The sequence below is a fragment of the Pseudomonas sp. AP42 genome, from assembly GCF_001728935.1.
GTDB classification, from domain to species: Bacteria; Pseudomonadota; Gammaproteobacteria; order Pseudomonadales; family Pseudomonadaceae; genus Aquipseudomonas; species Aquipseudomonas lactis.
The window spans coordinates 31868-50471 of record NZ_LYSO01000008.1 but is presented as its reverse complement, the minus strand read 5'-3'; the positions used below and the strand labels follow the sequence as shown (position 1 = coordinate 50471).

Genomic DNA, 18604 nt, shown 5'->3' with positions numbered 1-18604 from the left:
CCGCAAGCACCCTACATCCCATGCGCCTTCATCAACCGCGCATAACTGCCATCAGCCTTCATCCTGGCAATCTCCCGATCAAAACCCGCGACAATCTGCGCATGCTCGGGGTTCTTCAAACTGACCAGAATATGCAGGCTGTTCTCGCTCAAAGGCTTGCCCACAAACGCCACGGTATTGCGCACCCGCGGCGACTCCCGAGCCAGGTAATAACGCGCCACGTATTCATCTTCCAGCGTCAACCGCACCCGCCGCGCCGCGAGCATGCGCACCGCCATGGCAAAGTTGTGCACGGGTACTTTCTGTAGCTGGGTGTCTTGATCGAACGCTGCCGAGTAAGCGTAACCGCGCACCACGGCGATGGTCTCGTCGCGCAGTTCGGCCAGGCTCTGATAACCAATGTCATCGTCGCTGCGCTTGAGAAAGCGCACACGGTTAAGCAGGTACTCAGCAGAAAACTGGCCAAACTGCGTGCGGGCCTCGTCGTACCAGGCGTTGATCAGCACATCGTAGCGCCCATCCCCCACGCCCTTGAGCGCACGGGCCCAAGGCACCTGTTCAAAATCACTGGCGTACCCCGCACGGGCCAGGGCCGTGCTGACGATATCGGTGGCCAGGCCGCCATTGATCAAGGTGGCATCGGTGAACGGCGGCCAGCCATCCGCCACCAGACGCAGACGCTGGGCCAGCACCGGCTGGGCCAGCAACAGCACTGCGATCAAAGCAACGGCACGAGTCAATCGCGGCATGCTCAAAGTCCTTGGCGGGCAGGCGGTGGCCTGATAACAGTAGCTCATCAATAAGCTTGCATTGCAGATTACACAAAGCAGCCAGCGGCGCACGCACTGAATGATGGCAAATTGACGCCATTCACACATTTGCCAATTTTAGACAGCGGCGCCCGTCACGCTTACTATCCAGGCACGTCTTTATAAGAGCACACATCATGACGGTTGATTGGGTTTGCAAACATCACGACGACCTGGGCAAGGACCAGCTATATGCCGTCCTGCGTTTGCGCAGCGAGGTATTCGTCGTCGAGCAGAAATGCGCGTATCAGGACATCGATGGGCAGGACCTGGCGGGGGACACCCATCACCTGATGGCCTGGAACGACAATGAACTGGTGGCTTACCTACGCCTGCTGGACCCGGAGTCCCAGGGCGGCGATGTGGTGATTGGCCGGGTGATCGTTGCGCCATCGGCACGCGGCACCGGGTTGGGGCACACGATGATGGAAGAGGCCCTCAAGCAGATTGAAGAAATCTGGCCCGAGACACCGATCTTTCTCTCAGCTCAGGCGCATTTGCAGGAGTACTACGGGCGGTATGGGTTTGTAGTGGCGGGTGAGGAATACCTGGAGGACGATATTCCCCATATCGGCATGCGGCGCATCTGAGGGCGCCATCGCAGGCAAGCCAGCTCCCACATTGGAACGCATTCAACTGTGGGAGCCGGGCTTGCCCGCGATAGCGTCAGCCCTGCCACCGCTGAACTCAGGGGTAGCCCAACACCTGCTTGATCGACGCCAGATTAGCCTCGATCCACCTGCGGTCAATCGCCCCCCAATTCCGAATCCGATAGTGCCCGGCATGGTTACGCGCACCATCCTCCTGCTCGAACTCACACACAATATCCAGGTCGGCCAACGCCGCAATCGTATCCTGGGCGGTACGCCTAGGCATGCCGGTGGCCTCGGTCAGCGCCGGGACGCTGCTGGCCAGCTGGCTGTCGATCAAGTACGCCACGTACAGGCGGCGGTAGAAGCTGCTTTTGGTCTTGCTCACATCCATGGTCAGTCGCCTTGGGGTTAGGGCTTGCCCTGCAAATCGCGCCAGGTGAGGTACACGCGCAGGTCGAATTCCACCTGATGGTAGCCCGGCATCATGTATTGGCAGAGTTTATAGAACGCCTTGTTGTGGTCCGACTCCTTGAAGTGAGCCAGTTCATGTACCACGATCATGCGCAGAAACTCCGGGGCCGCCTCCTTGAACAGCGAAGCGATGCGGATCTCTTTCTTGGACTTGAGATTACCGCCCTGCACTCGGGAAATCGTGGTGTGCAAACCCAAGGCACGATGGGTCAGGTCCAGCCGGTTGTCGAACAGCACTTTGTCGATAGACGGCGCGTTACGCAGGTGCTCCTGCTTCAAGGCCAGGGCGTACGCATACAGGGCCTTGTCGCTCTGCACCGCATGGCGCTCGGGGTAACGCTGTTCCAGATAGGCACCCAACTGGTCCTTGGCGATCAGTTGGCGCACTTGCTCCTGGAGCGCGGCGGGGTAGGCCTGGAGGTATTTCAACGCGGTCATGGGCTCGGCAACGCAATTGGGACGGGCGCCAGTGTAGCGAATTCAAAGCGCGCGAGGGTACGACCAGCCGGCAACGTCTTCGGCCATCAACGGCAGCGCCGCCCACGGCCCCTGGATATACGCGCAGCCATTGGCCTTTAGCCATTGTGTTTGCTCAAGGGTCTCCACGCCTTCGGCGATCACCAGCACACCAAAATGCTCACACAGTTGGATGATGCTGCGCGCCATCGCCGCATCCCGCGCCGAGCCAGGCAGGCGCGCCACCAATTGAGGGTCAAGCTTGAGGGTATCGAACTTGAGGTCGCGCAAATGGGCCAGGGAGCACTGGCCGCAGCCAAAGTCGTCCAGGGCAATCCGCACCCCGATCCGGCGCAGTAACTGGAGTTGCTTGGTAGACTCGGCAAGATTACTCATCAAGCAGTCCTCGCCGATTTCCACCTCCAGTTGCCGCCCCTCTAACCCATGCCGCTCCAGCATCTGCTGCAGTTGGTTGGCGAGGTTGGGCATGTTGAACTGGCTGCTGCTCAGGCTCACGCTCAACACCAGGTCGGGGTCGAAGGTGGCTTGCCAGGCCTGGCGCTGGGCGGCGACCTGCTGGTAGATCCAGGCACTCAACTGGTTGATCAACCGCGCCTCTTCCAGCAGCGGCAAGAACAGGCCCGGCGGCACATCACCGACGCTGGGATGCTGCCAGCGCAACAGCGCCTCGACGCCGCGCAAACGCCCGTCTTCCAGGGAGACTTGGGGCTGGTACACCAAGGTGAAATCCTTGTTGGCAATGGCGGTACGCACACTGTCTTCCAGCATCAGCCGCGAGCGGGCGCGGCCGTTCATTTCCTGGTCGTAGTACCGATACTGCTGACGGCCGGCGCGCTTGGCTTCGTACATGGCAATATCCGCGGCCCGCAGCAGGCCGCCCAAGTCCGAGCCGCAATCCGGGAAGGTCGCGATGCCGATACTGACCCCCAGCATCACCTCCAACCCATCGACCTGCTGGCACACAGACACCCGTTCGATGAGCTTTTCCGCGATCTTCGCGGCCTGCTCGGGAAACTCCAGCTCCAGCAACGCGGTGAATTCATCCCCGCCCATGCGCCCCAGAATGTCGTAGGAACGCAGGCACGCCTGCATTTGCTCCGAGACCCAACGCAACACGCGATCCCCGGCGTCATGGCCCAGCGTATCGTTGACCCGCTTGAAGCCATCCAGGTCCAGGTACAGCAATACCAGCGCCTGCTCGCTACGTTCGCTGCGCAGCAAGGTGTTCTCCATCGCCTGATGGAAACCGCGCCGGTTCAACAGTCCGGTCAGCGGGTCGGTCACGGCCTGAAATTCCAGTTGCTGGTGCAGGTGACGCACCTCAGACATGTCCAGCACCGTCACCACCATCGCCTTCTGCTCGGCAGGCAAGGGCGCACAGGACAACGCCACCGGCACCTGCTGACCCCGACCGGTGCGCAAAATGGCATCGTGCTGGCGCCACGTCTCGCCCCGGCGATACGCCTCGTACATGGGGAAACCCAACCAGGCTGGCACATGGGGCTTTTGCAGGAAACTGAGGAAACTCTCGCCCTGCAACTCAGCCATCGTCGCATTCAACAGCCGCGAAATGGCCGGGTTGGCGTACTCGATCACGCTGGTTTCGCTCACCACCAAAATACCCTCGGCGGCGTTATCCAGCACCGAGGCATTAAAGGCGCGGGCCAACTCCAGGTCATGGCTCAGGCGCTGCAAGGCACGGCGATTGCGCTGGTGCTCCAGCAACGCCTGCACCTTGGGCTTGAGGATATGCGGGTCGAAGGGCTTGAACAGGTAGTCGATCGCCCCGCTGGCATAGCCTTCAAGCACCGCATCGGGCGAATGGGCGGTGGCGGTCAGAAAGATAATCGGCGTCATACGCGTGCGCTGGCTGCCCCGCATCAGGCGTGCCACCTCGAAGCCGTCCATGCCCGGCATGCGCACGTCCAGCAACACCAGGTCGACGTCGTGGGCCAGCAGTAACTCCAGGGCCTCCAGGCCAGACGCGGCGGTGATCACACGCCAATCGTCACGCTGCAACAGCGCACGCATGCTGACGAGGTTTTCCGGGTAGTCATCGACCACCAACAGAACCGAAATTGCATCGTCGTGTTGTGGAGCGCCATCCATGCTACGTCTCTTCCTTAGGGAGCTACACCGGTCACTTTTGTTACAAAGGCCGGATAAACACTGAGGGCTCACTCTAGCCGTGGTTCTAAAAAAGCAGAAGTGACGTAGGGGCCATCATTGTGCCAAAGGCCAGGAAGCCGACTAACGGTAAGGCCCTGTAGCCCGCGGTTCACGGGCAACATGGCTTTTTGGCATTCCTCTGACGCCAATAAATTGCCAGCAATTGTTTAACAATCTCACCAGCACCGCCTATAAAGAACCTGGAAGGCCCTTTGGGCCAATGCCTACACCCTCTGTAAAAAGGCCAACACCATGATCGACCTTTCCACCTGGAACCTGAGCATTCCGGTCGGCTCCCCACCCACAACCATTGAAACGCCAAGGCTGCTGAGCGGCTTCAACGATCAATACTTCCAGGCCGAAGGCAGCGACGTGCAGTTCTGGACACCCGTGACGGGCTCGCGCACCGAAAACGCCATCTACCCACGCAGCGAACTGCGCGAAACCTACGCCGACGGCCGCCTGCGCAATTGGACCTACCCCGAGGCCGACAACTTCCTGCGCGCCACCCTCACGGTCAACCAGGTGCCCTCCTCCGGCAAAATTGTGATCGGCCAGATCCACGCCTACGACAGCCAGAAGCCGCTGATCAAGCTGGAGTACCAGTTCAAGGAAAAAACCCAGACCGGCAACATCGTCGCCAAAGTGCGCATGCGCCCGGACGAGGCCGAAAGCCGGGTGATCATCGTCGCCTCCAACGTGCCGCTGGAGAAAAGCTTCACCTATGTGATCAACCTCAACAAAGCCGGGTTGCTCAGCGTGTATGCCGCCGACAGCGAGTGGAATGAACGGATCGGCGCGGCCTGGGGCGACAAGCCGTTGTACTTCAAGGCGGGGGTGTACGTGCAGGACAATACGGGCGACACCAATGAGGGCGCGCGGGTGACGTTTGCGAAGTTGGATATTGATCATGAGTAAGGGGATTGGCCTCATTTCAAGTAGGCAATGCCCGATGAGTACAAGGATCCTTTGCGAGTAATCCAATCACTTAAAGCCACTGCCCCCCCCCTGTGGGAGCGGGCTTGCTCGCGAATGCGCAGGATCAGCCAAAATCTATATTGACTGATACACCGCATTCGCGAGCAAGCCCGCTCCCACAAAGGTTCTGTGTGGCCTGAGGATCCTGTGCGGGTCCTACAGCACCATTGCGACAAGCCACATCGCCTCTTTAGCCCCTGCACAGAAACCGCCACCGACTACCCCGTACTGTTGATCGACAGCGAAGCCCCACTGCTCGACCTCCACGCCTGCCTGCGCGAACGTCTCAACGCCGCTCTGGAACACCTAAACCTGATGGTGTGCTCCAGCCTGCCGGATTTTGCCGAGCGCGACCTGAACAACGTGGCTAATACCGGACACATTCTGGTGCAGGATGTGAGTAATGTGTTCTGGGCGATTGAGTAGCGTGGGTTCGATAAGCGCCACGGCGTGATCAAATCCCATCGATAAATAACCGCACTTTCGCGCGTTCTGGATGTAATTCGAGCTCGAAGAAACGATATGTAAGCCACACTTATAAATTATCGCACCACCATTATTCTAAAAAAGAATATAAAACTGTCAGATCTAACAGGTCCCTAGAATCAGATCACTTGATAACATTTTTTCCACGGCGACGAAATAGGTACTTTACGGAAGCCGCACCTGACTCCCACCTTGGATAACTATCATGGCCAAACACGAACCCGCACTTGAACACACCTATAGGTTCTCTCCTGCAAGCGTAAATCAATATGCGATAAGAATTACCTTTGCTGATTACGACACAGGAAAATTAGAAGGAGTCATGCAAAATCATCCTTTTATAACAGCAGGCTATCACAGAGAAAGTGCGCCCTCCACGAAGTCCTCGTTCACCTTCAGGGTGAACTACAATTTGTGGGATCCTGAAAGTGGTACAAACGGGAATTTGACAAAACGTACTGGAACACTAAACCTTACGGCCGACGATCACTCATACAACAACATGTACGGCACACTGACAGAGGACGGAGGCGAACCAATAAACGTAGCGCTTACAAAACAGCCATAGTAACTCTACACCTTATCAATGCAAGCAGTTCAGATGACACGCAATCAAGACATAGCTGGGCAAACATAAGGAAATACCCAAATTGGAACATGGGTATTTTCTTTTTAACAAGTCTCTATTTTAACTTTAAATACAGAATATATACAACCCGATAAAACCCAGGCCCTTTATTTCAATACGCCGACCATTACCTGCTAAAACCCTAAGTAAAAAGTACCTGCGCCAAAATTTTTCACAGCCCCCAGCACAACTTTCTTGCTATCGATCTATGCTGCTACTTTTTAGATAGTTCGCCGCAAATGCCCTGGAAAGTATCGACGTTGAGCCTTTTGATCTTACTCATCGTGCTCTACCCGTTCGGCGATCGATTTGAGATCAATACGCCGACCAACCATTTCCAGCGCCATACCTAGTGCAGTAATCACTCTGAAGGCGGTATACATCGCGACATTTTCTCCAGCTTCCAGGTCGATGATGGTCTTGCGGCTGCACCGTGCTTCTGCCCGAGTTGCTGCTGACTGCACTGCTTAGCTCGGCGTAGTTGCCTGAGTCGCTCGCCAAAAGCTGGAGGGGTAGTGATGAGCAAAATGTCACCTCTATCGAACTTTTAACTAAATTAATCTGAGTATGTCCCTTATAGTGAAATAGCATCCATAAAAAACCCGCATCACTGCGGGCTTCTTTTTAAACGACTAAGACTCAATTCACCTTAGCGTTCAACTCACCTTTCAAATACCGCTGATACATCGCTTCCAACGAGATCGGCTTGATCTACAAAGCATTGCCCCCCGTACCGAACGCTTCATAACCCGTGATAGAGCAATCACGCATGGAGCTCTCGGTTGCAAGGGAAAATCACAGATGCGGGTCAGTATCAACGTAAGCACTCTATACGCCGCGCCTAGCGTCCTCGACTAAACGCTTATAGCGCTGAGCACCCGCGAAGAAAAACATGTGCCCACAACGGCTACGAAACCTTCGGCTTTTATGCAACAGGATATTACGGCCTCGTATACAAATTAGTGCTTTTAGAAATCAACGGGGAAGCGAAATGTAGGAAATACCAATCAGAACGATCCGATAACCTCATGGACAAATACACAAAAATTCGACTGAGAACAATACCGCTCAAGAAAACAAAATTGACAATCTCAATAGGCGCTCATACGGTTTAATTGCATCGCACATCTGCGAAGGCAACAACCCTGAGGAACTATATTATGAAACGAGTAACTATAGAACCGACGCTCAACAATCAATCAAACGACGCGTACCAGACCCCTCACTTCTCAATTAAAACGGTGACTGTACCCCACTACGCATTCGTTCCAAACTGTAAGGATCGAATTATTGAAGCTTCTGCTGACAGTAGAAAACTAGAAATTAAATAATCATTTACCGCCTGGGCTTCGGCCCAGGCAGCTCATAAAAATGAATCTCGCTAAATGAATTTCACCAAACCTAATAGGTGCTTAGGCGGCTATGTGTACTGCGAAGAAAAAATGGCTCTCAAACGACGTATTTCTTGTACTTAAAGATGGTGCGGCTTACTTGTGGGACTATAGAAATCACGCTCAATACCAGATAAGTGCTGGGGAGTTTGAGCGGTTAGTAAGTTTTTCTGCAGGCGATTTCGTATCAGACACAGACGATGACATATCCATAGACACATCCGGGGTCCTTCATGACGTGAAACCAACCGATGAATGGGGTTGGGACGTGTTATCAAAAATATTCCACATTGGGACATCTCATCCGAATTCGCCAGCCCCTGACAAGCCTGAAATGTACATTGAATACGCTAAAAGCTACTTGAATTTCTGCAAGTCAATCCATAAGAATGAACCAGATATTTCTTTAATAAAAGGAGGCGAAAAAACACTACTGCCACCTCCAAACATTTCAGTCATTAAAGAAGCGAGTCTATGGGAAACCCTTTTGGCGCGTCATACTTGTCGAGATTTTTTTGACACTTCAGTACCAGTATTGTCACTAGCAACCATACTTTATGGAACTTTAGCAGATAAAAAAGAGGTCGATTACGACGCTCCGACTGGCGCTCAAAAGTTCGGATTCAGAAGGACGTCACCTTCGGCGGGAGGCTTACAGGCGACGGAGGGCTATGTATGGGTACGGAATGTCGAGGATCTTGCACCCGGCATTTATCATTATATAAGTGAACAGCACACGCTGGAGAAAGTACGCGACCTTCCGCCTGAAGTAATATCTACTTATTTATGCGGCCAGCACTGGGCAAACAACTTGGCATTCGCAATTTTTTTCACCTCTCGTTTTGACAAGCTTTGGTGGAAATACCCTCACTCTCGTGCCTATCGTCCAATGCTGCTGGACGTCGGACATCTATCACAAACTGCAAATTTGTTAATCACCGCGCTTGGCTTACATCCTTGGTTGACCGGATACTTTCATGACAAAGAGATAAATGAACTCTTAAAGGTAAACCTTCCCTCGGAGCAAGTCATCTTTTTGGTGGGTGCAGGGCATGGCACGGGTAGCTCGTACACCACCGAAGTTAGGAAACTACTAGACGGAGTCTGATGAGGTGCTGACTATGGTCAATTTTGAAAATGATGACAGTGTAATCCTTGGCCTTAAAGATGGACATGACGGAGCGGTAGCTCTAATTATCGGTAACCACTTGGAGTTTTCTGTAGAAGCAGAAAAGGATAACGGTCTTCGCTTTTCAAGCGTGACACCTGACGTACTTTTGAAAATTTTTCACATGTTCAACAAACCCGTGGACATAGTAGCTCAGAGTGGTTGGAGTAGAGGACAGAGTTCAGAAAGTGACACCATTGGTGCAGGTTATTCTGGATTAACGCAGATTCTTAACCAAAAACGATCAATATTTGGTCGCGACGTTACTTATTTCTCATCCTCCCATGAACGCTCACATCTTTTATGCGGATATGGGCTTTCGCCGTTCCCACAAGGACAACCTTGCTACGCATTACTTTGGGAGGGTTATTTTGGCGCATTCTATCGAATCGATGAAAACGTAAATATTTCTAAATTAGGTAGTGCACTTGAAAACCCTGGGGACAGATTTGCTTTTCTATACGCGCTCGCAGATCCCACTTTTAATCTTGGGGCGGGGCAAATTCGTTTAAGTGATGCCGGAAAACTCATGGCGCTCGCCGCTTATGGCGAAAACGGTGAGATCGATGAGGACGCCAGACACATAATAGCGACGCTACTCGACGAGAACACGAATTTTAGAAAGCTTCACAAGCGCCAATTTCGTAAAAGCAAATATTACAATATTGGAATTGAAAACCCTCGACTCGCATCGCTTGCACACCAATTTTCAAACGCAATTTTCAATCTGTTTCGCGACTTTGTTCAGCCGCTAGTTTTTGATGACGCACCTTTATTAATTGTGGGTGGCTGTGGATTAAATTGTGACTGGAATACCAAATGGAAAGAGACACAACTATTCCCTGATGTATTTATTCCTCCGTGCACAAACGACAGTGGATCTGCAATTGGAACTGCGATTGATGCATTATTGCACACCAAAGGACTTGCCAAGATAACTTGGTCGCCCTATGCAGGTGAGCCATCACAGATTGACACAGATAATACAGGCACCTTCATTAGTGAACCCTATGATATACGGCGTGTTGCACAATTGCTTCATGACGGTTCCATATTAGGTTGGGTGCAGGGTAGATATGAAATGGGGCCTAGAGCCCTAGGGAATCGCTCAATATTGGCGGCGCCCTACCCTAGAGAAAATCTCATTAGATTGAATAAAATCAAGCAGCGCGAAGGGTTTCGACCTATTGCGCCGATATGTTTAGAAGAATGTATGGGTGAATACTTCCACCCGTCTACTCCCTCCCCCTTCATGCTAGAGTTTCGTAGAGTAATTTCATCTAAAATTCCGGCGGTCACGCACGTTGATAACTCAGCGCGTCCTCAATCAGTCAATAAATCGCAAAATCCTCGTATGTATCAATTACTGAGTGCCTATCGTGACATTTCAGGAGTCGGTGTACTTTGTAACACTTCCCTGAATTTTAACGGTCGCGGTTTTATTAATAGGTTGAGCGACCTTTGTCGATTTGCCAGCGAACATCAACTCGACGGCTTCGTATTTGAAGACAAATTTTTTCTCAATTCAGATCGGCATGATGAAAACGTCTAGCAAGCTTATTTATGTGCAAGCGCTATCCAGCCTCTCATTATGGCTTGATATTTTTTTGATCTTCACGGTTCCCGTTTATATATGGCATGCCTCTCCTTCATCGATAGCATTCTTGGCTTTTTGTCTGGGTGCACCAATGTTGTTTCTTGGCCCTATCATTGGAACACTGATAGATCGACATGACGTCAGGAAAACACTATTATTAGGTGCCTTGCTGCGCACACTATCTACTGTAGCGCTAGCAGTGTCTCCAGACCTTCAGAGTTTTTTGTTTTTCGTTTTATTCAAAGGCGTATCAAACTTATTCTACTTTCCTTCGATGACCATCGCGGTTCGAAAACTGATACTTGCCGAAGAGCGTAAATCTTTTTTCAGTCACGTCAGTGTATTTGATCAATCTTCAAAAATTCTCGCCCCATTACTTGCAGGTGCGTTAGCGGTAGTATTGCCACCCAAGGATTTATTCTTTTTATCTGCTGCCGCCGTTTTATTAACCATTCCATTCCTAAAGTCTATTTGCCGGGCATTCCGAACGCAAATGAATGACTCCTCTACGAAAATCCTTCCACTCTATCGTGACATAACTAGAGGGTTTTCTATATTCAATGCCCTGCCCTTTCAACTCCGCATAGGCTTTTTGTACTCCCTACTGACATCGCTTGCGTTAGGAATTTACGACCCACATTTGGCGTCCTTTCTAGCCTACGAAGCTTTACCTCCAGTCAGTTTTTCAGTGATCGTTTCCGCGACAGCCGCAGGCGCGATATGTGCCGCTCTGCTGATGAAGTTAAAGCTGAGCAATATCGATGAGATTCTACTTCGATCACATGCATTAGTTATTTTCTCTACAGCATTAATCCTGACGGCAATTTTAGTATTTTTTCAAGTACCTGGAAGAGCCTATCTCTATCCGCTGGTTTGGTTTGTGAATGGTTTCAGCTATGAGCTTTTAATCATTTCCTCAAACATAATCCTTCAACAGTTATGCCCTCCTGACAATATTGGAAGAGTGTCCATGTCTTTCAGAAGCGTCCAAATGCTCTGTATTATAATTGGGCCTTCATTAGGGACAATATTAATAATCGCGGCAGGTCGCTCAGCACCTTTCGTTGCGGCCGCATGCATGGCTTTTTTAACTGCATCAGTGTCAATTGCGGTCTATTTATATCTGTACAAAAAACAAGCACGCACACCTGTCAGTTAGTGCAGCATCGAACGATGGCCCGGTGACTCTCCTAACACTTAAAGTTGCCAATTCAAGTCCACAAAAAAGCCCGCATCACTGCGGGCTTCTTTAGTTAAACGCTTGAGACTCAGTTCACCTTAGCGTTCAACTCACCTTTCAAATACCGCTGGTACATCGCCTCCAACGAGATCGGCTTGATCTTCGAAGCATTGCCCGCAGTACCAAACGCTTCATAACGTGCGATACACACATCACGCATCGCGGTAACGGTAGCGCCGAAGAACTTACGCGGGTCGAACTCGCTCGGGTTAGTGGCCATCAGGCGACGCATCGCACCGGTGGACGCCAGGCGCAGGTCGGTGTCGATGTTGACCTTGCGCACGCCGTACTTGATGCCTTCGACGATTTCTTCAACCGGTACGCCGTAGGTTTCTTTGATGTCGCCGCCGTACTGGTTGATGATCGCCAGCCACTCTTGCGGTACCGAGGAAGAACCGTGCATCACCAGGTGGGTGTTGGGGATGCGCTTGTGGATTTCCTTGATGCGGTCGATGGCCAGCACGTCGCCGGTAGGCGGCTTGGTGAACTTGTAGGCGCCGTGGCTGGTGCCGATGGCGATGGCCAGGGCGTCGACCTGGGTCTTCTTGACGAAGTCGGCGGCTTCTTCCGGGTCGGTCAGCATCTGGCTGTGATCCAGCACGCCTTCGGCGCCGATGCCGTCTTCTTCGCCGGCCATGCCGGTTTCCAGCGAACCCAGGCAGCCCAGCTCGCCTTCAACCGATACGCCGCAGGCGTGGGCCATGGCCACGGTTTGTTGGGTCACGCGTACGTTGTACTCGTAGTCGGTTGGGGTCTTGCCGTCTTCGCCGAGGGAGCCGTCCATCATTACCGAGCTGAAGCCCAGTTGGATCGAGCGCTGGCACACGTCAGGGCTGGTGCCGTGGTCCTGGTGCATGCACACCGGGATGTGTGGGAATTCTTCGATCGCGGCGAGGATCAGGTGACGCAGGAACGGGGCGCCGGCGTATTTGCGCGCGCCGGCCGAAGCCTGGACGATCACTGGGGAGTCGGTCTTGTCAGCGGCTTCCATGATGGCGCGCATCTGCTCAAGGTTGTTGACGTTAAAGGCTGGGACGCCGTAGCCGAACTCGGCTGCGTGGTCCAGCATTTGACGCATGCTGATAAGTGCCATTGTGTTGTCTCTCCCGGTCGAGGGTCGTTAATCGTGCAAGCCTGCCGTAGCGGCGGCTGCTATTCAAGTTATTGCAGTGCTCGGCGCACAACCTCTGTGAGATTGGAGCCGGATCAATGTGGGAGCGGGCTTGCTCGCGAAAGCGGTGTATCAGTCACCGGATTCGTCAGCTTACCCACCGCATTCGCGAGCAAGCCCGCTCCCACATTTGCTTCTCATCAAATCCAAAATCCTATTGGGCCTTACAGCCGCGCCCAATCAAATCATCCGTCGCCACCCAGTAAACCAGGCCTTCCTCACCTTTGGTGTGAAACGCCAACTGGCCGTCGCTGTACAGCACGCCCGAGGCGGCTACTTCTTGCTTGAGCCGGTAAACCTGGTCCGAACCGCCGAGGCGTACATCCACTTCGGAACGGGCCGGGTTGGCAAAGCGCCAGTTCACCTCGGCCTTGCTGTCGCAGGTCCAGGTGGTCCATTTGTCGGCTGGCTCTGCCTTGTCGAACAGGTTCATGCTGCTGCAGCCGGCCAACAGGGCCAGGGCTGCCAGGGCGAAAACGCCTTTCATTGCCAATCCTCGCAGGGCGGCCTATGGGCCGCCGTTGCTGTCGGTTAGTGGATCAGACCCGTCATGGGCAACCCTGTTCCTGACCGTTGGGCGCGGAGTCGTATTTCTCCAGCCGTTCGTTGCCGATGCGCTTGTTGATCACCGGCATGGTCTCGGCTTGCCAGTCAGCCTGGTAACAGCTTTTTCTCAACGGTGCCTTGGCATTATCCGCCTCGGGCGCCGCGCTGGGTGTGCTGCCGCAGCCGGCCAACAGGCCCGCTGCAATCACCAGTGCCAACGACTTGATCATGGGAACGCTCCTTTTCCTGATCACGCGAGCCTTAACCTTTGGCTCGGGTTTCCAGCACTTCCACGGCTGGCAACACCTTGCCCTCGACGAACTCGAGGAAAGCGCCACCACCGGTAGAAATGTAGGAGATCTGATCAGCCACACCATATTTATCGATAGCCGCCAAGGTATCGCCGCCACCAGCAATGGAGAACGCCGAGCTTTCAGCGATCGCTTTAGCCAGCACCTTGGTGCCGTTGCCGAATTGGTCGAACTCGAACACGCCCACCGGGCCATTCCACAGGATAGTCTGGGATGCCTTGAGCAGCTCGGCGAAGTTGGCCGCGGTTTGCGGGCCGATGTCCAGGATCATGTCGTCGTCGGCCACGTCAGCGATGAGCTTGACGGTAGCGGCGGCGCTTTCCGCGAATTCCTTGGCAACCACCACGTCTACCGGCAGCGGCACGCTGACCTTGGCGGCGATGGCGCGGGCGGTGTCGAGCAGGTCTGGCTCGTACAGGGACTTGCCCACCGGGTGGCCAGCAGCGGCCAGGAAGGTGTTGGCAATGCCGCCGCCGACGATCAGTTGGTTGCAGATCTGGCTCAGGCTGTTGAGTACGTCCAGCTTGGTGGACACCTTGGAGCCAGCGACGATAGCCGCCATTGGTTGGGCCGGAGCGCCCAGGGCCTTGCCCAGTGCATCCAGCTCGGCAGCCAACAACGGGCCAGCCGCGGCGACCTTGGCGAACTTGGCCACGCCGTGGGTCGAACCTTCGGCGCGGTGGGCGGTGCCGAACGCGTCCATCACAAACACGTCGCACAGGGCGGCGTATTGCTGGGCCAGTTCGTCGCTGTTCTTTTTCTCGCCCTTGTTGAAGCGCACGTTCTCGAACAGCACGATATCGCCCGCTTTCACGTCCACGCCGCCCAGGTAGTCTGCGACCAATGGCACGTCACGGCCCAGGGCCTTGCTCAGGTACTCGGCGACCGGCTTGAGGCTGTTTTCGGCAGAGAACTCACCTTCGGTCGGGCGACCCAGGTGGGAGCAGACCATCACGGCCGCGCCTTTTTCCAGGGCCAGCTTGATGGTCGGCAGCGAGGCCAGGATTCGCGCATCGCTGGTGACAACACCGTCCTTGACGGGGACGTTGAGGTCTTCGCGGATCAGTACGCGCTTACCTTGCAGATCGAGGTCGGTCATCTTCAACACGGTCATGGGTCGCAGTTCCTGAATTACTGGTGAGGTTGTTTAGAAGCGATGTGCAGATAGTGTTCGGCAACATCCAGCATGCGGTTGGCAAAGCCCCATTCGTTGTCGAACCAGGCCAGGATGTTCACAAGCCTGGGGCCGGAAACGCGGGTCTGGCTGGCATCGACAATCGCCGAATGCGGGTCATGGTTGAAATCGCAACTGGCGTGGGGCAACTCGGTGTAGGCCAACAGGCCTTTGAGCGGGCCGCTGGTGGCGGCGTCGCGCAGGATCCGGTTGACCTCGGCCGCGTCAGTGTCGCTCACGGTTTGCATGGTGATATCCAGGCAAGACACGTTCACCGTCGGCACCCGTACGGCTTTGGCCTGGATTCGCCCGGCAAGTTCCGGCAGCAGTCGCTCGATGCCCCGCGCCAGGCCGGTGGACACCGGAATCACTGACTGGAATGCCGAACGCGTGCGGCGCAGGTCTTCGTGGTGGTAGGCGTCGATCACCGGCTGGTCGTTCATCGCCGAGTGAATCGTGGTGATCGACACGTAGTCCAGGCCGATCGCCTGGTCCAGCAGGCGCAACAACGGCACGCTGCAGTTGGTGGTACACGACGCGTTGGACACCAGCAACTCATCGCCGGTCAGGCAATCCTGGTTGATGCCGTAGACGATGGTGGCATCGACATCCGCCTCGCTGGCCATCGGCTGGGAAAACAGCACACGCGGTGCGCCGGCGTCGAGAAAACGCTGGCCATCGGCACGGGTGTGATAGACACCGGAGCATTCCAGCACCAGGTCGACGCCCAGTGCTTTCCAGTCGATGCCTTCGGGGGTGGCACTGCGCAACACTTGTACGCAGTTGCCATTGATATGCAGACAATCGCCTTCAACCCGCACTTCGCCCGGGAAGCGGCCGTGGGTGGAGTCAAAGCGTGTCAGGTATTCGATGCTGGCCATGTCGGCCAAATCATTGATCGCGACAATTTCAAACCCGGCCGCCGCCCCTCGCTCGAACAGAGCACGCAAGACGCAACGACCAATGCGGCCGTAGCCGTTGAGTGCAACTTTGTAGGGACGCGGTTGAGGCATGGGGTTCTCGATTACCTTGGGTAATAGGGTGGCGGTACTGCCGCCTTCGCGAGCAAGCCCGCTCCCACACTTGAAATGCATTCCAAATGTGGGAGCGGGCTTGCTCGCGAAGAGGCCAGCACAGCCACCTCAATTTACAACCTTAGTCTTCCAGCAGCTCTTCAGCCTGACCCAGGATGTTTTCCAAGGTGAAACCGAACTCTTCGAACAAGGCTGGCGCCGGCGCCGACTCACCGTAGGTGGTCATGCCGATCACGCGGCCTTCCAGGCCCACGTACTTGTACCAGTAGTCAGCGTGAGCCGCTTCAATGGCGATACGCGCACTGACCTGCAGCGGCAATACCGATTGCTTGTAGCCGGCGTCCTGGGCTTCGAACACGCTGGTGCAGGGCATGGACACAACGCGCACATTGCGGCCTTGGGCGGTCAGCTTGTCGTACGCCTGAACGGTCAGGCCCACTTCGGAACCGGTGGAGATCAGGATCAGCTCCGGCTCGCCGATGCAGTCCTTGAGCACGTAACCGCCACGGCTGATGTCGGCGATCTGCGCGTCGGTACGCACCTGGTGTTGCAGGTTCTGACGCGAGAAGATCAGCGCCGAAGGGCCGTCCTTGCGCTCGATGGCGTGCTTCCAGGCCACGGCGGATTCCACCGCGTCGGCTGGGCGCCAGCAATCGAGGTTCGGCGTGGTGCGCAGGCTGGTCAGTTGCTCGACCGGCTGGTGCGTCGGGCCGTCTTCGCCTAGGCCGATGGAGTCGTGGGTGTAGACGTGGATCACGCGCTTCTTCATCAGCGCGGCCATACGTACGGCGTTACGAGCGTATTCCATGAACATCAGGAAGGTCGCGCCGTAAGGCACCAGGCCGCCGTGCAAGGAAACGCCGTTCATGATGGCGCTCATGCCGAACTCGCGCACGCCGTAGTACATGTAGTTGCCGCTGGCGTCTTCGGCCGAGACACCTTTGCAACCTTTCCACAGGGTCAGGTTGGAACCGGCCAGGTCAGCCGAACCGCCGAGGAACTCAGGCAGCAACGGGCCAAAGGCGTTCAGGGTGTTCTGGCTGGCTTTACGGCTGGCGATGGTCTCGCCCTTGGCCGCGACTTCAGCGATGTAGGCCGAGGCTTTTTCCGAGAAGTCGGCAGGCAGGTCACCGGCCAGGCGGCGTACCAGTTCGTTGGCCAATTCCGGGAATTCGGCGGAGTAGGCCGAGAAACGCTGGTCCCACTCGGCTTCGGCGGCCAGGCCTTTTTCCTTGGCATCCCATTCGGCATAGATGTCGGCCGGGATTTCAAACGGGCCGTGGTTCCACTTCAGCGCTTCGCGGGTCAGGGCGATTTCCGCGTCACCCAGTGGGGCGCCGTGGCAGTCTTCTTTACCTTGCTTGTTCGGCGAGCCAAAACCGATGGTGGTCTTGCAGCAGATCAGGGTTGGCTGCGCGCTCTTGCGAGCGGTGTCGATGGCGGTCTTGATCTCTTCCGGATCGTGGCCGTCAACGTTGCGGATCACCTGCCAGTTGTAGGCTTCGAAACGCTTAGGCGTGTCGTCGGTGAACCAGCCTTCGACTTCGCCGTCGATGGAGATGCCGTTGTCATCGTAGAAGGCAATCAGCTTGCCCAGGCCCAGGGTGCCGGCCAGGGAAGCGACTTCGTGGGAAATGCCTTCCATCATGCAGCCATCACCCAGGAATACGTAGGTGTGATGGTCAACGATGTCGTGGCCAGGGCGGTTGAACTGCGCGCCCAATACTTTTTCCGCCAGGGCGAAACCAACGGCATTGGCCAGGCCTTGGCCCAGGGGGCCGGTGGTGGTCTCAACGCCTGGGGTGTAGCCGAATTCCGGGTGGCCCGGGGTGCGGCTGTGCAGTTGACGGAAGCTCTTGAGGTCGTCGATGGTGACGTCGTAGCCAGTCAGGTGCAGCAGCGAATAAATCAGCATCGAGCCATGACCGTTGGACAGCACGAAGCGGTCACGGTCGGCGAACGAGGGGTTGCTCGGGTTGTGTTTCAGGTAGTCACGCCAAAGTACCTCGGCGATATCCGCCATGCCCATCGGGGCACCGGGATGGCCGCTGTTGGCTTTTTGCACGGCATCCATGCTGAGGGCACGAATGGCGTTGGCACGCTCACGACGGCTGGGCATCGCTGATCTCCTGGAGTTTGCTTATAAAGAAACGGAAAAAAGGACCGGCATTTTCCCTCAGCCACCGCCTGCGGGCAATGACAGATAGTCACTTGTGGGCGTTTTTCCTGTGCTTTGGGCACCAATCCCTTGCAGAAACCTTTAACCGGTTCGTCTAAAGGTTATAGCGATGGCTTATAACCGCCACTTATCGATCAATATCAAAACTTTTTGATATTGATCTTGCGGGGATGCACACCCGT

General features: G+C 55.1%; 18 protein-coding genes and 1 pseudogene. 7 read left to right on the top strand and 12 right to left on the bottom strand.

Annotation, left to right across the window (positions count from 1 at the left end; translation table 11 throughout):
- Positions 1-11: 11 nt before the first annotated feature.
- Complete coding sequence (locus tag A7K61_RS05000; RefSeq protein WP_034133956.1) at positions 12-749, bottom strand: ABC transporter substrate-binding protein; 738 nt, start codon at positions 747-749, stop codon at positions 12-14.
- A 197-nt stretch (positions 750-946) separates the two neighbouring features.
- Here A7K61_RS05000 and A7K61_RS04995 point away from each other — a divergent pair, with 197 nt between their 5' ends.
- Positions 947-1399, top strand: coding sequence for a GNAT family N-acetyltransferase (locus A7K61_RS04995; protein ID WP_034133957.1), 453 nt, complete (start codon positions 947-949; stop codon positions 1397-1399).
- Between the two features lie 97 nt (positions 1400-1496).
- Here the strand turns inward: A7K61_RS04995 and A7K61_RS04990 are convergent, their stop codons facing one another.
- The 3 genes from A7K61_RS04990 to A7K61_RS04980 are packed head-to-tail and all read right to left on the bottom strand — an operon-like array spanning position 1497 to position 4459.
- Entirely contained in the window at positions 1497-1793 is a 297-nt protein-coding gene (locus tag A7K61_RS04990; RefSeq protein ID WP_034133958.1) for a helix-turn-helix domain-containing protein, read from the bottom strand.
- A 17-nt stretch (positions 1794-1810) separates the two neighbouring features.
- Positions 1811-2311 (bottom strand): M48 family metallopeptidase, encoded by a 501-nt coding sequence (locus A7K61_RS04985; RefSeq protein WP_003194942.1) that lies wholly within the window; start codon positions 2309-2311, stop codon positions 1811-1813.
- Between the two features lie 42 nt (positions 2312-2353).
- Positions 2354-4459 (bottom strand): bifunctional diguanylate cyclase/phosphodiesterase, encoded by a 2106-nt coding sequence (locus tag A7K61_RS04980; RefSeq protein ID WP_069557080.1) that lies wholly within the window; start codon positions 4457-4459, stop codon positions 2354-2356.
- Positions 4460-4771: 312 nt separating this feature from the next.
- Between A7K61_RS04980 and A7K61_RS04975 the strand changes: the two genes are divergently transcribed.
- From A7K61_RS04975 to A7K61_RS32165, 3 genes are all read left to right on the top strand, one after another.
- Positions 4772-5437, top strand: coding sequence for a polysaccharide lyase family 7 protein (locus tag A7K61_RS04975; protein ID WP_069557079.1), 666 nt, complete (start codon positions 4772-4774; stop codon positions 5435-5437).
- A gap of 207 nt (positions 5438-5644) precedes the next feature.
- Positions 5645-5923, top strand: a complete 279-nt coding sequence (locus tag A7K61_RS04970) for a hypothetical protein (RefSeq protein WP_057710266.1) — start codon at positions 5645-5647, stop codon at positions 5921-5923.
- A gap of 265 nt (positions 5924-6188) precedes the next feature.
- Positions 6189-6551: a hypothetical protein gene (locus tag A7K61_RS32165; RefSeq protein WP_125970778.1), complete on the top strand. Its 363-nt coding sequence runs from the start codon at positions 6189-6191 to the stop codon at positions 6549-6551.
- Between the two features lie 335 nt (positions 6552-6886).
- Here A7K61_RS32165 and A7K61_RS30965 read toward each other — a convergent pair whose 3' ends face one another.
- Both A7K61_RS30965 and A7K61_RS32160 read right to left on the bottom strand, forming a co-directional pair.
- Positions 6887-7075 (bottom strand): hypothetical protein, encoded by a 189-nt coding sequence (locus A7K61_RS30965; RefSeq protein WP_228391120.1) that lies wholly within the window; start codon positions 7073-7075, stop codon positions 6887-6889.
- A gap of 175 nt (positions 7076-7250) precedes the next feature.
- A pseudogene (locus A7K61_RS32160) lies at positions 7251-7397 on the bottom strand (fructose-1,6-bisphosphate aldolase); the annotation flags it as partial.
- Between the two features lie 636 nt (positions 7398-8033).
- On the opposite strand from A7K61_RS32160, the gene A7K61_RS04965 reads away from it, so the two are divergent.
- Genes A7K61_RS04965 through A7K61_RS04955 form a run of 3 tightly spaced genes read left to right on the top strand, consistent with a single transcriptional unit; the run spans position 8034 to position 11926 of the window.
- Entirely contained in the window at positions 8034-9110 is a 1077-nt protein-coding gene (locus A7K61_RS04965; protein ID WP_069557078.1) for a SagB family peptide dehydrogenase, read from the top strand.
- A 13-nt stretch (positions 9111-9123) separates the two neighbouring features.
- Positions 9124-10722: a carbamoyltransferase C-terminal domain-containing protein gene (locus tag A7K61_RS04960; RefSeq protein ID WP_069557077.1), complete on the top strand. Its 1599-nt coding sequence runs from the start codon at positions 9124-9126 to the stop codon at positions 10720-10722.
- A complete protein-coding gene (locus A7K61_RS04955) occupies positions 10709-11926 on the top strand; it encodes an MFS transporter (RefSeq protein WP_228391119.1) in 1218 nt (405 codons plus the stop codon). The genes A7K61_RS04960 and A7K61_RS04955 overlap by 14 nt, the downstream gene beginning before the upstream one ends.
- 109 nt (positions 11927-12035) lie before the next feature.
- Here the strand turns inward: A7K61_RS04955 and fba are convergent, their stop codons facing one another.
- The 6 genes from fba to tkt form a co-directional block, all read right to left on the bottom strand.
- The gene (fba, locus tag A7K61_RS04950; RefSeq protein ID WP_003177554.1) at positions 12036-13100 is read right to left on the bottom strand and encodes a class II fructose-bisphosphate aldolase; all 1065 of its coding nucleotides are present in this window, start codon (positions 13098-13100) and stop codon (positions 12036-12038) included.
- A 232-nt stretch (positions 13101-13332) separates the two neighbouring features.
- Positions 13333-13665 carry an MliC family protein gene (locus A7K61_RS04945; RefSeq protein WP_034133963.1) on the bottom strand — a complete coding sequence of 111 codons (333 nt, stop codon included), beginning with the start codon at positions 13663-13665 and terminating at the stop codon, positions 13333-13335.
- Positions 13666-13726: 61 nt separating this feature from the next.
- Positions 13727-13954: a hypothetical protein gene (locus tag A7K61_RS04940; RefSeq protein ID WP_003194953.1), complete on the bottom strand. Its 228-nt coding sequence runs from the start codon at positions 13952-13954 to the stop codon at positions 13727-13729.
- Between the two features lie 31 nt (positions 13955-13985).
- Positions 13986-15149 carry a phosphoglycerate kinase gene (locus A7K61_RS04935; RefSeq protein WP_003194956.1) on the bottom strand — a complete coding sequence of 388 codons (1164 nt, stop codon included), beginning with the start codon at positions 15147-15149 and terminating at the stop codon, positions 13986-13988.
- Positions 15150-15166: 17 nt separating this feature from the next.
- Positions 15167-16222 carry an erythrose-4-phosphate dehydrogenase gene (epd, locus tag A7K61_RS04930; RefSeq protein ID WP_069557076.1) on the bottom strand — a complete coding sequence of 352 codons (1056 nt, stop codon included), beginning with the start codon at positions 16220-16222 and terminating at the stop codon, positions 15167-15169.
- 142 nt (positions 16223-16364) lie between these two features.
- Entirely contained in the window at positions 16365-18362 is a 1998-nt protein-coding gene (tkt, locus tag A7K61_RS04925; RefSeq protein ID WP_034133964.1) for a transketolase, read from the bottom strand.
- Between the last annotated feature and the right edge of the window lie 242 nt (positions 18363-18604).

What these genes read in the sequence shown, in the direction of transcription:
- A7K61_RS05000 (WP_034133956.1), bottom strand. Translation starts at nt 749, where the DNA reads ATGCCGCGATTGACTCGTGCCGTTGCTTTGATCGCAGTGCTGTTGCTG.
- A7K61_RS04995 (WP_034133957.1), top strand. Translation starts at nt 947, where the DNA reads ATGACGGTTGATTGGGTTTGCAAACATCACGACGACCTGGGCAAGGAC.
- A7K61_RS04990 (WP_034133958.1), bottom strand. Translation starts at nt 1,793, where the DNA reads ATGGATGTGAGCAAGACCAAAAGCAGCTTCTACCGCCGCCTGTACGTG.
- A7K61_RS04985 (WP_003194942.1), bottom strand. Translation starts at nt 2,311, where the DNA reads ATGACCGCGTTGAAATACCTCCAGGCCTACCCCGCCGCGCTCCAGGAG.
- A7K61_RS04980 (WP_069557080.1), bottom strand. Translation starts at nt 4,459, where the DNA reads ATGGATGGCGCTCCACAACACGACGATGCAATTTCGGTTCTGTTGGTG.
- A7K61_RS04975 (WP_069557079.1), top strand. Translation starts at nt 4,772, where the DNA reads ATGATCGACCTTTCCACCTGGAACCTGAGCATTCCGGTCGGCTCCCCA.
- A7K61_RS32165 (WP_125970778.1), top strand. Translation starts at nt 6,189, where the DNA reads ATGGCCAAACACGAACCCGCACTTGAACACACCTATAGGTTCTCTCCT.
- A7K61_RS04965 (WP_069557078.1), top strand. Translation starts at nt 8,034, where the DNA reads ATGTGTACTGCGAAGAAAAAATGGCTCTCAAACGACGTATTTCTTGTA.
- A7K61_RS04960 (WP_069557077.1), top strand. Translation starts at nt 9,124, where the DNA reads ATGGTCAATTTTGAAAATGATGACAGTGTAATCCTTGGCCTTAAAGAT.
- A7K61_RS04955 (WP_228391119.1), top strand. Translation starts at nt 10,709, where the DNA reads ATGAAAACGTCTAGCAAGCTTATTTATGTGCAAGCGCTATCCAGCCTC.
- fba (WP_003177554.1), bottom strand. Translation starts at nt 13,100, where the DNA reads ATGGCACTTATCAGCATGCGTCAAATGCTGGACCACGCAGCCGAGTTC.
- A7K61_RS04945 (WP_034133963.1), bottom strand. Translation starts at nt 13,665, where the DNA reads ATGAAAGGCGTTTTCGCCCTGGCAGCCCTGGCCCTGTTGGCCGGCTGC.
- A7K61_RS04940 (WP_003194953.1), bottom strand. Translation starts at nt 13,954, where the DNA reads ATGATCAAGTCGTTGGCACTGGTGATTGCAGCGGGCCTGTTGGCCGGC.
- A7K61_RS04935 (WP_003194956.1), bottom strand. Translation starts at nt 15,149, where the DNA reads ATGACCGTGTTGAAGATGACCGACCTCGATCTGCAAGGTAAGCGCGTA.
- epd (WP_069557076.1), bottom strand. Translation starts at nt 16,222, where the DNA reads ATGCCTCAACCGCGTCCCTACAAAGTTGCACTCAACGGCTACGGCCGC.
- tkt (WP_034133964.1), bottom strand. Translation starts at nt 18,362, where the DNA reads ATGCCCAGCCGTCGTGAGCGTGCCAACGCCATTCGTGCCCTCAGCATG.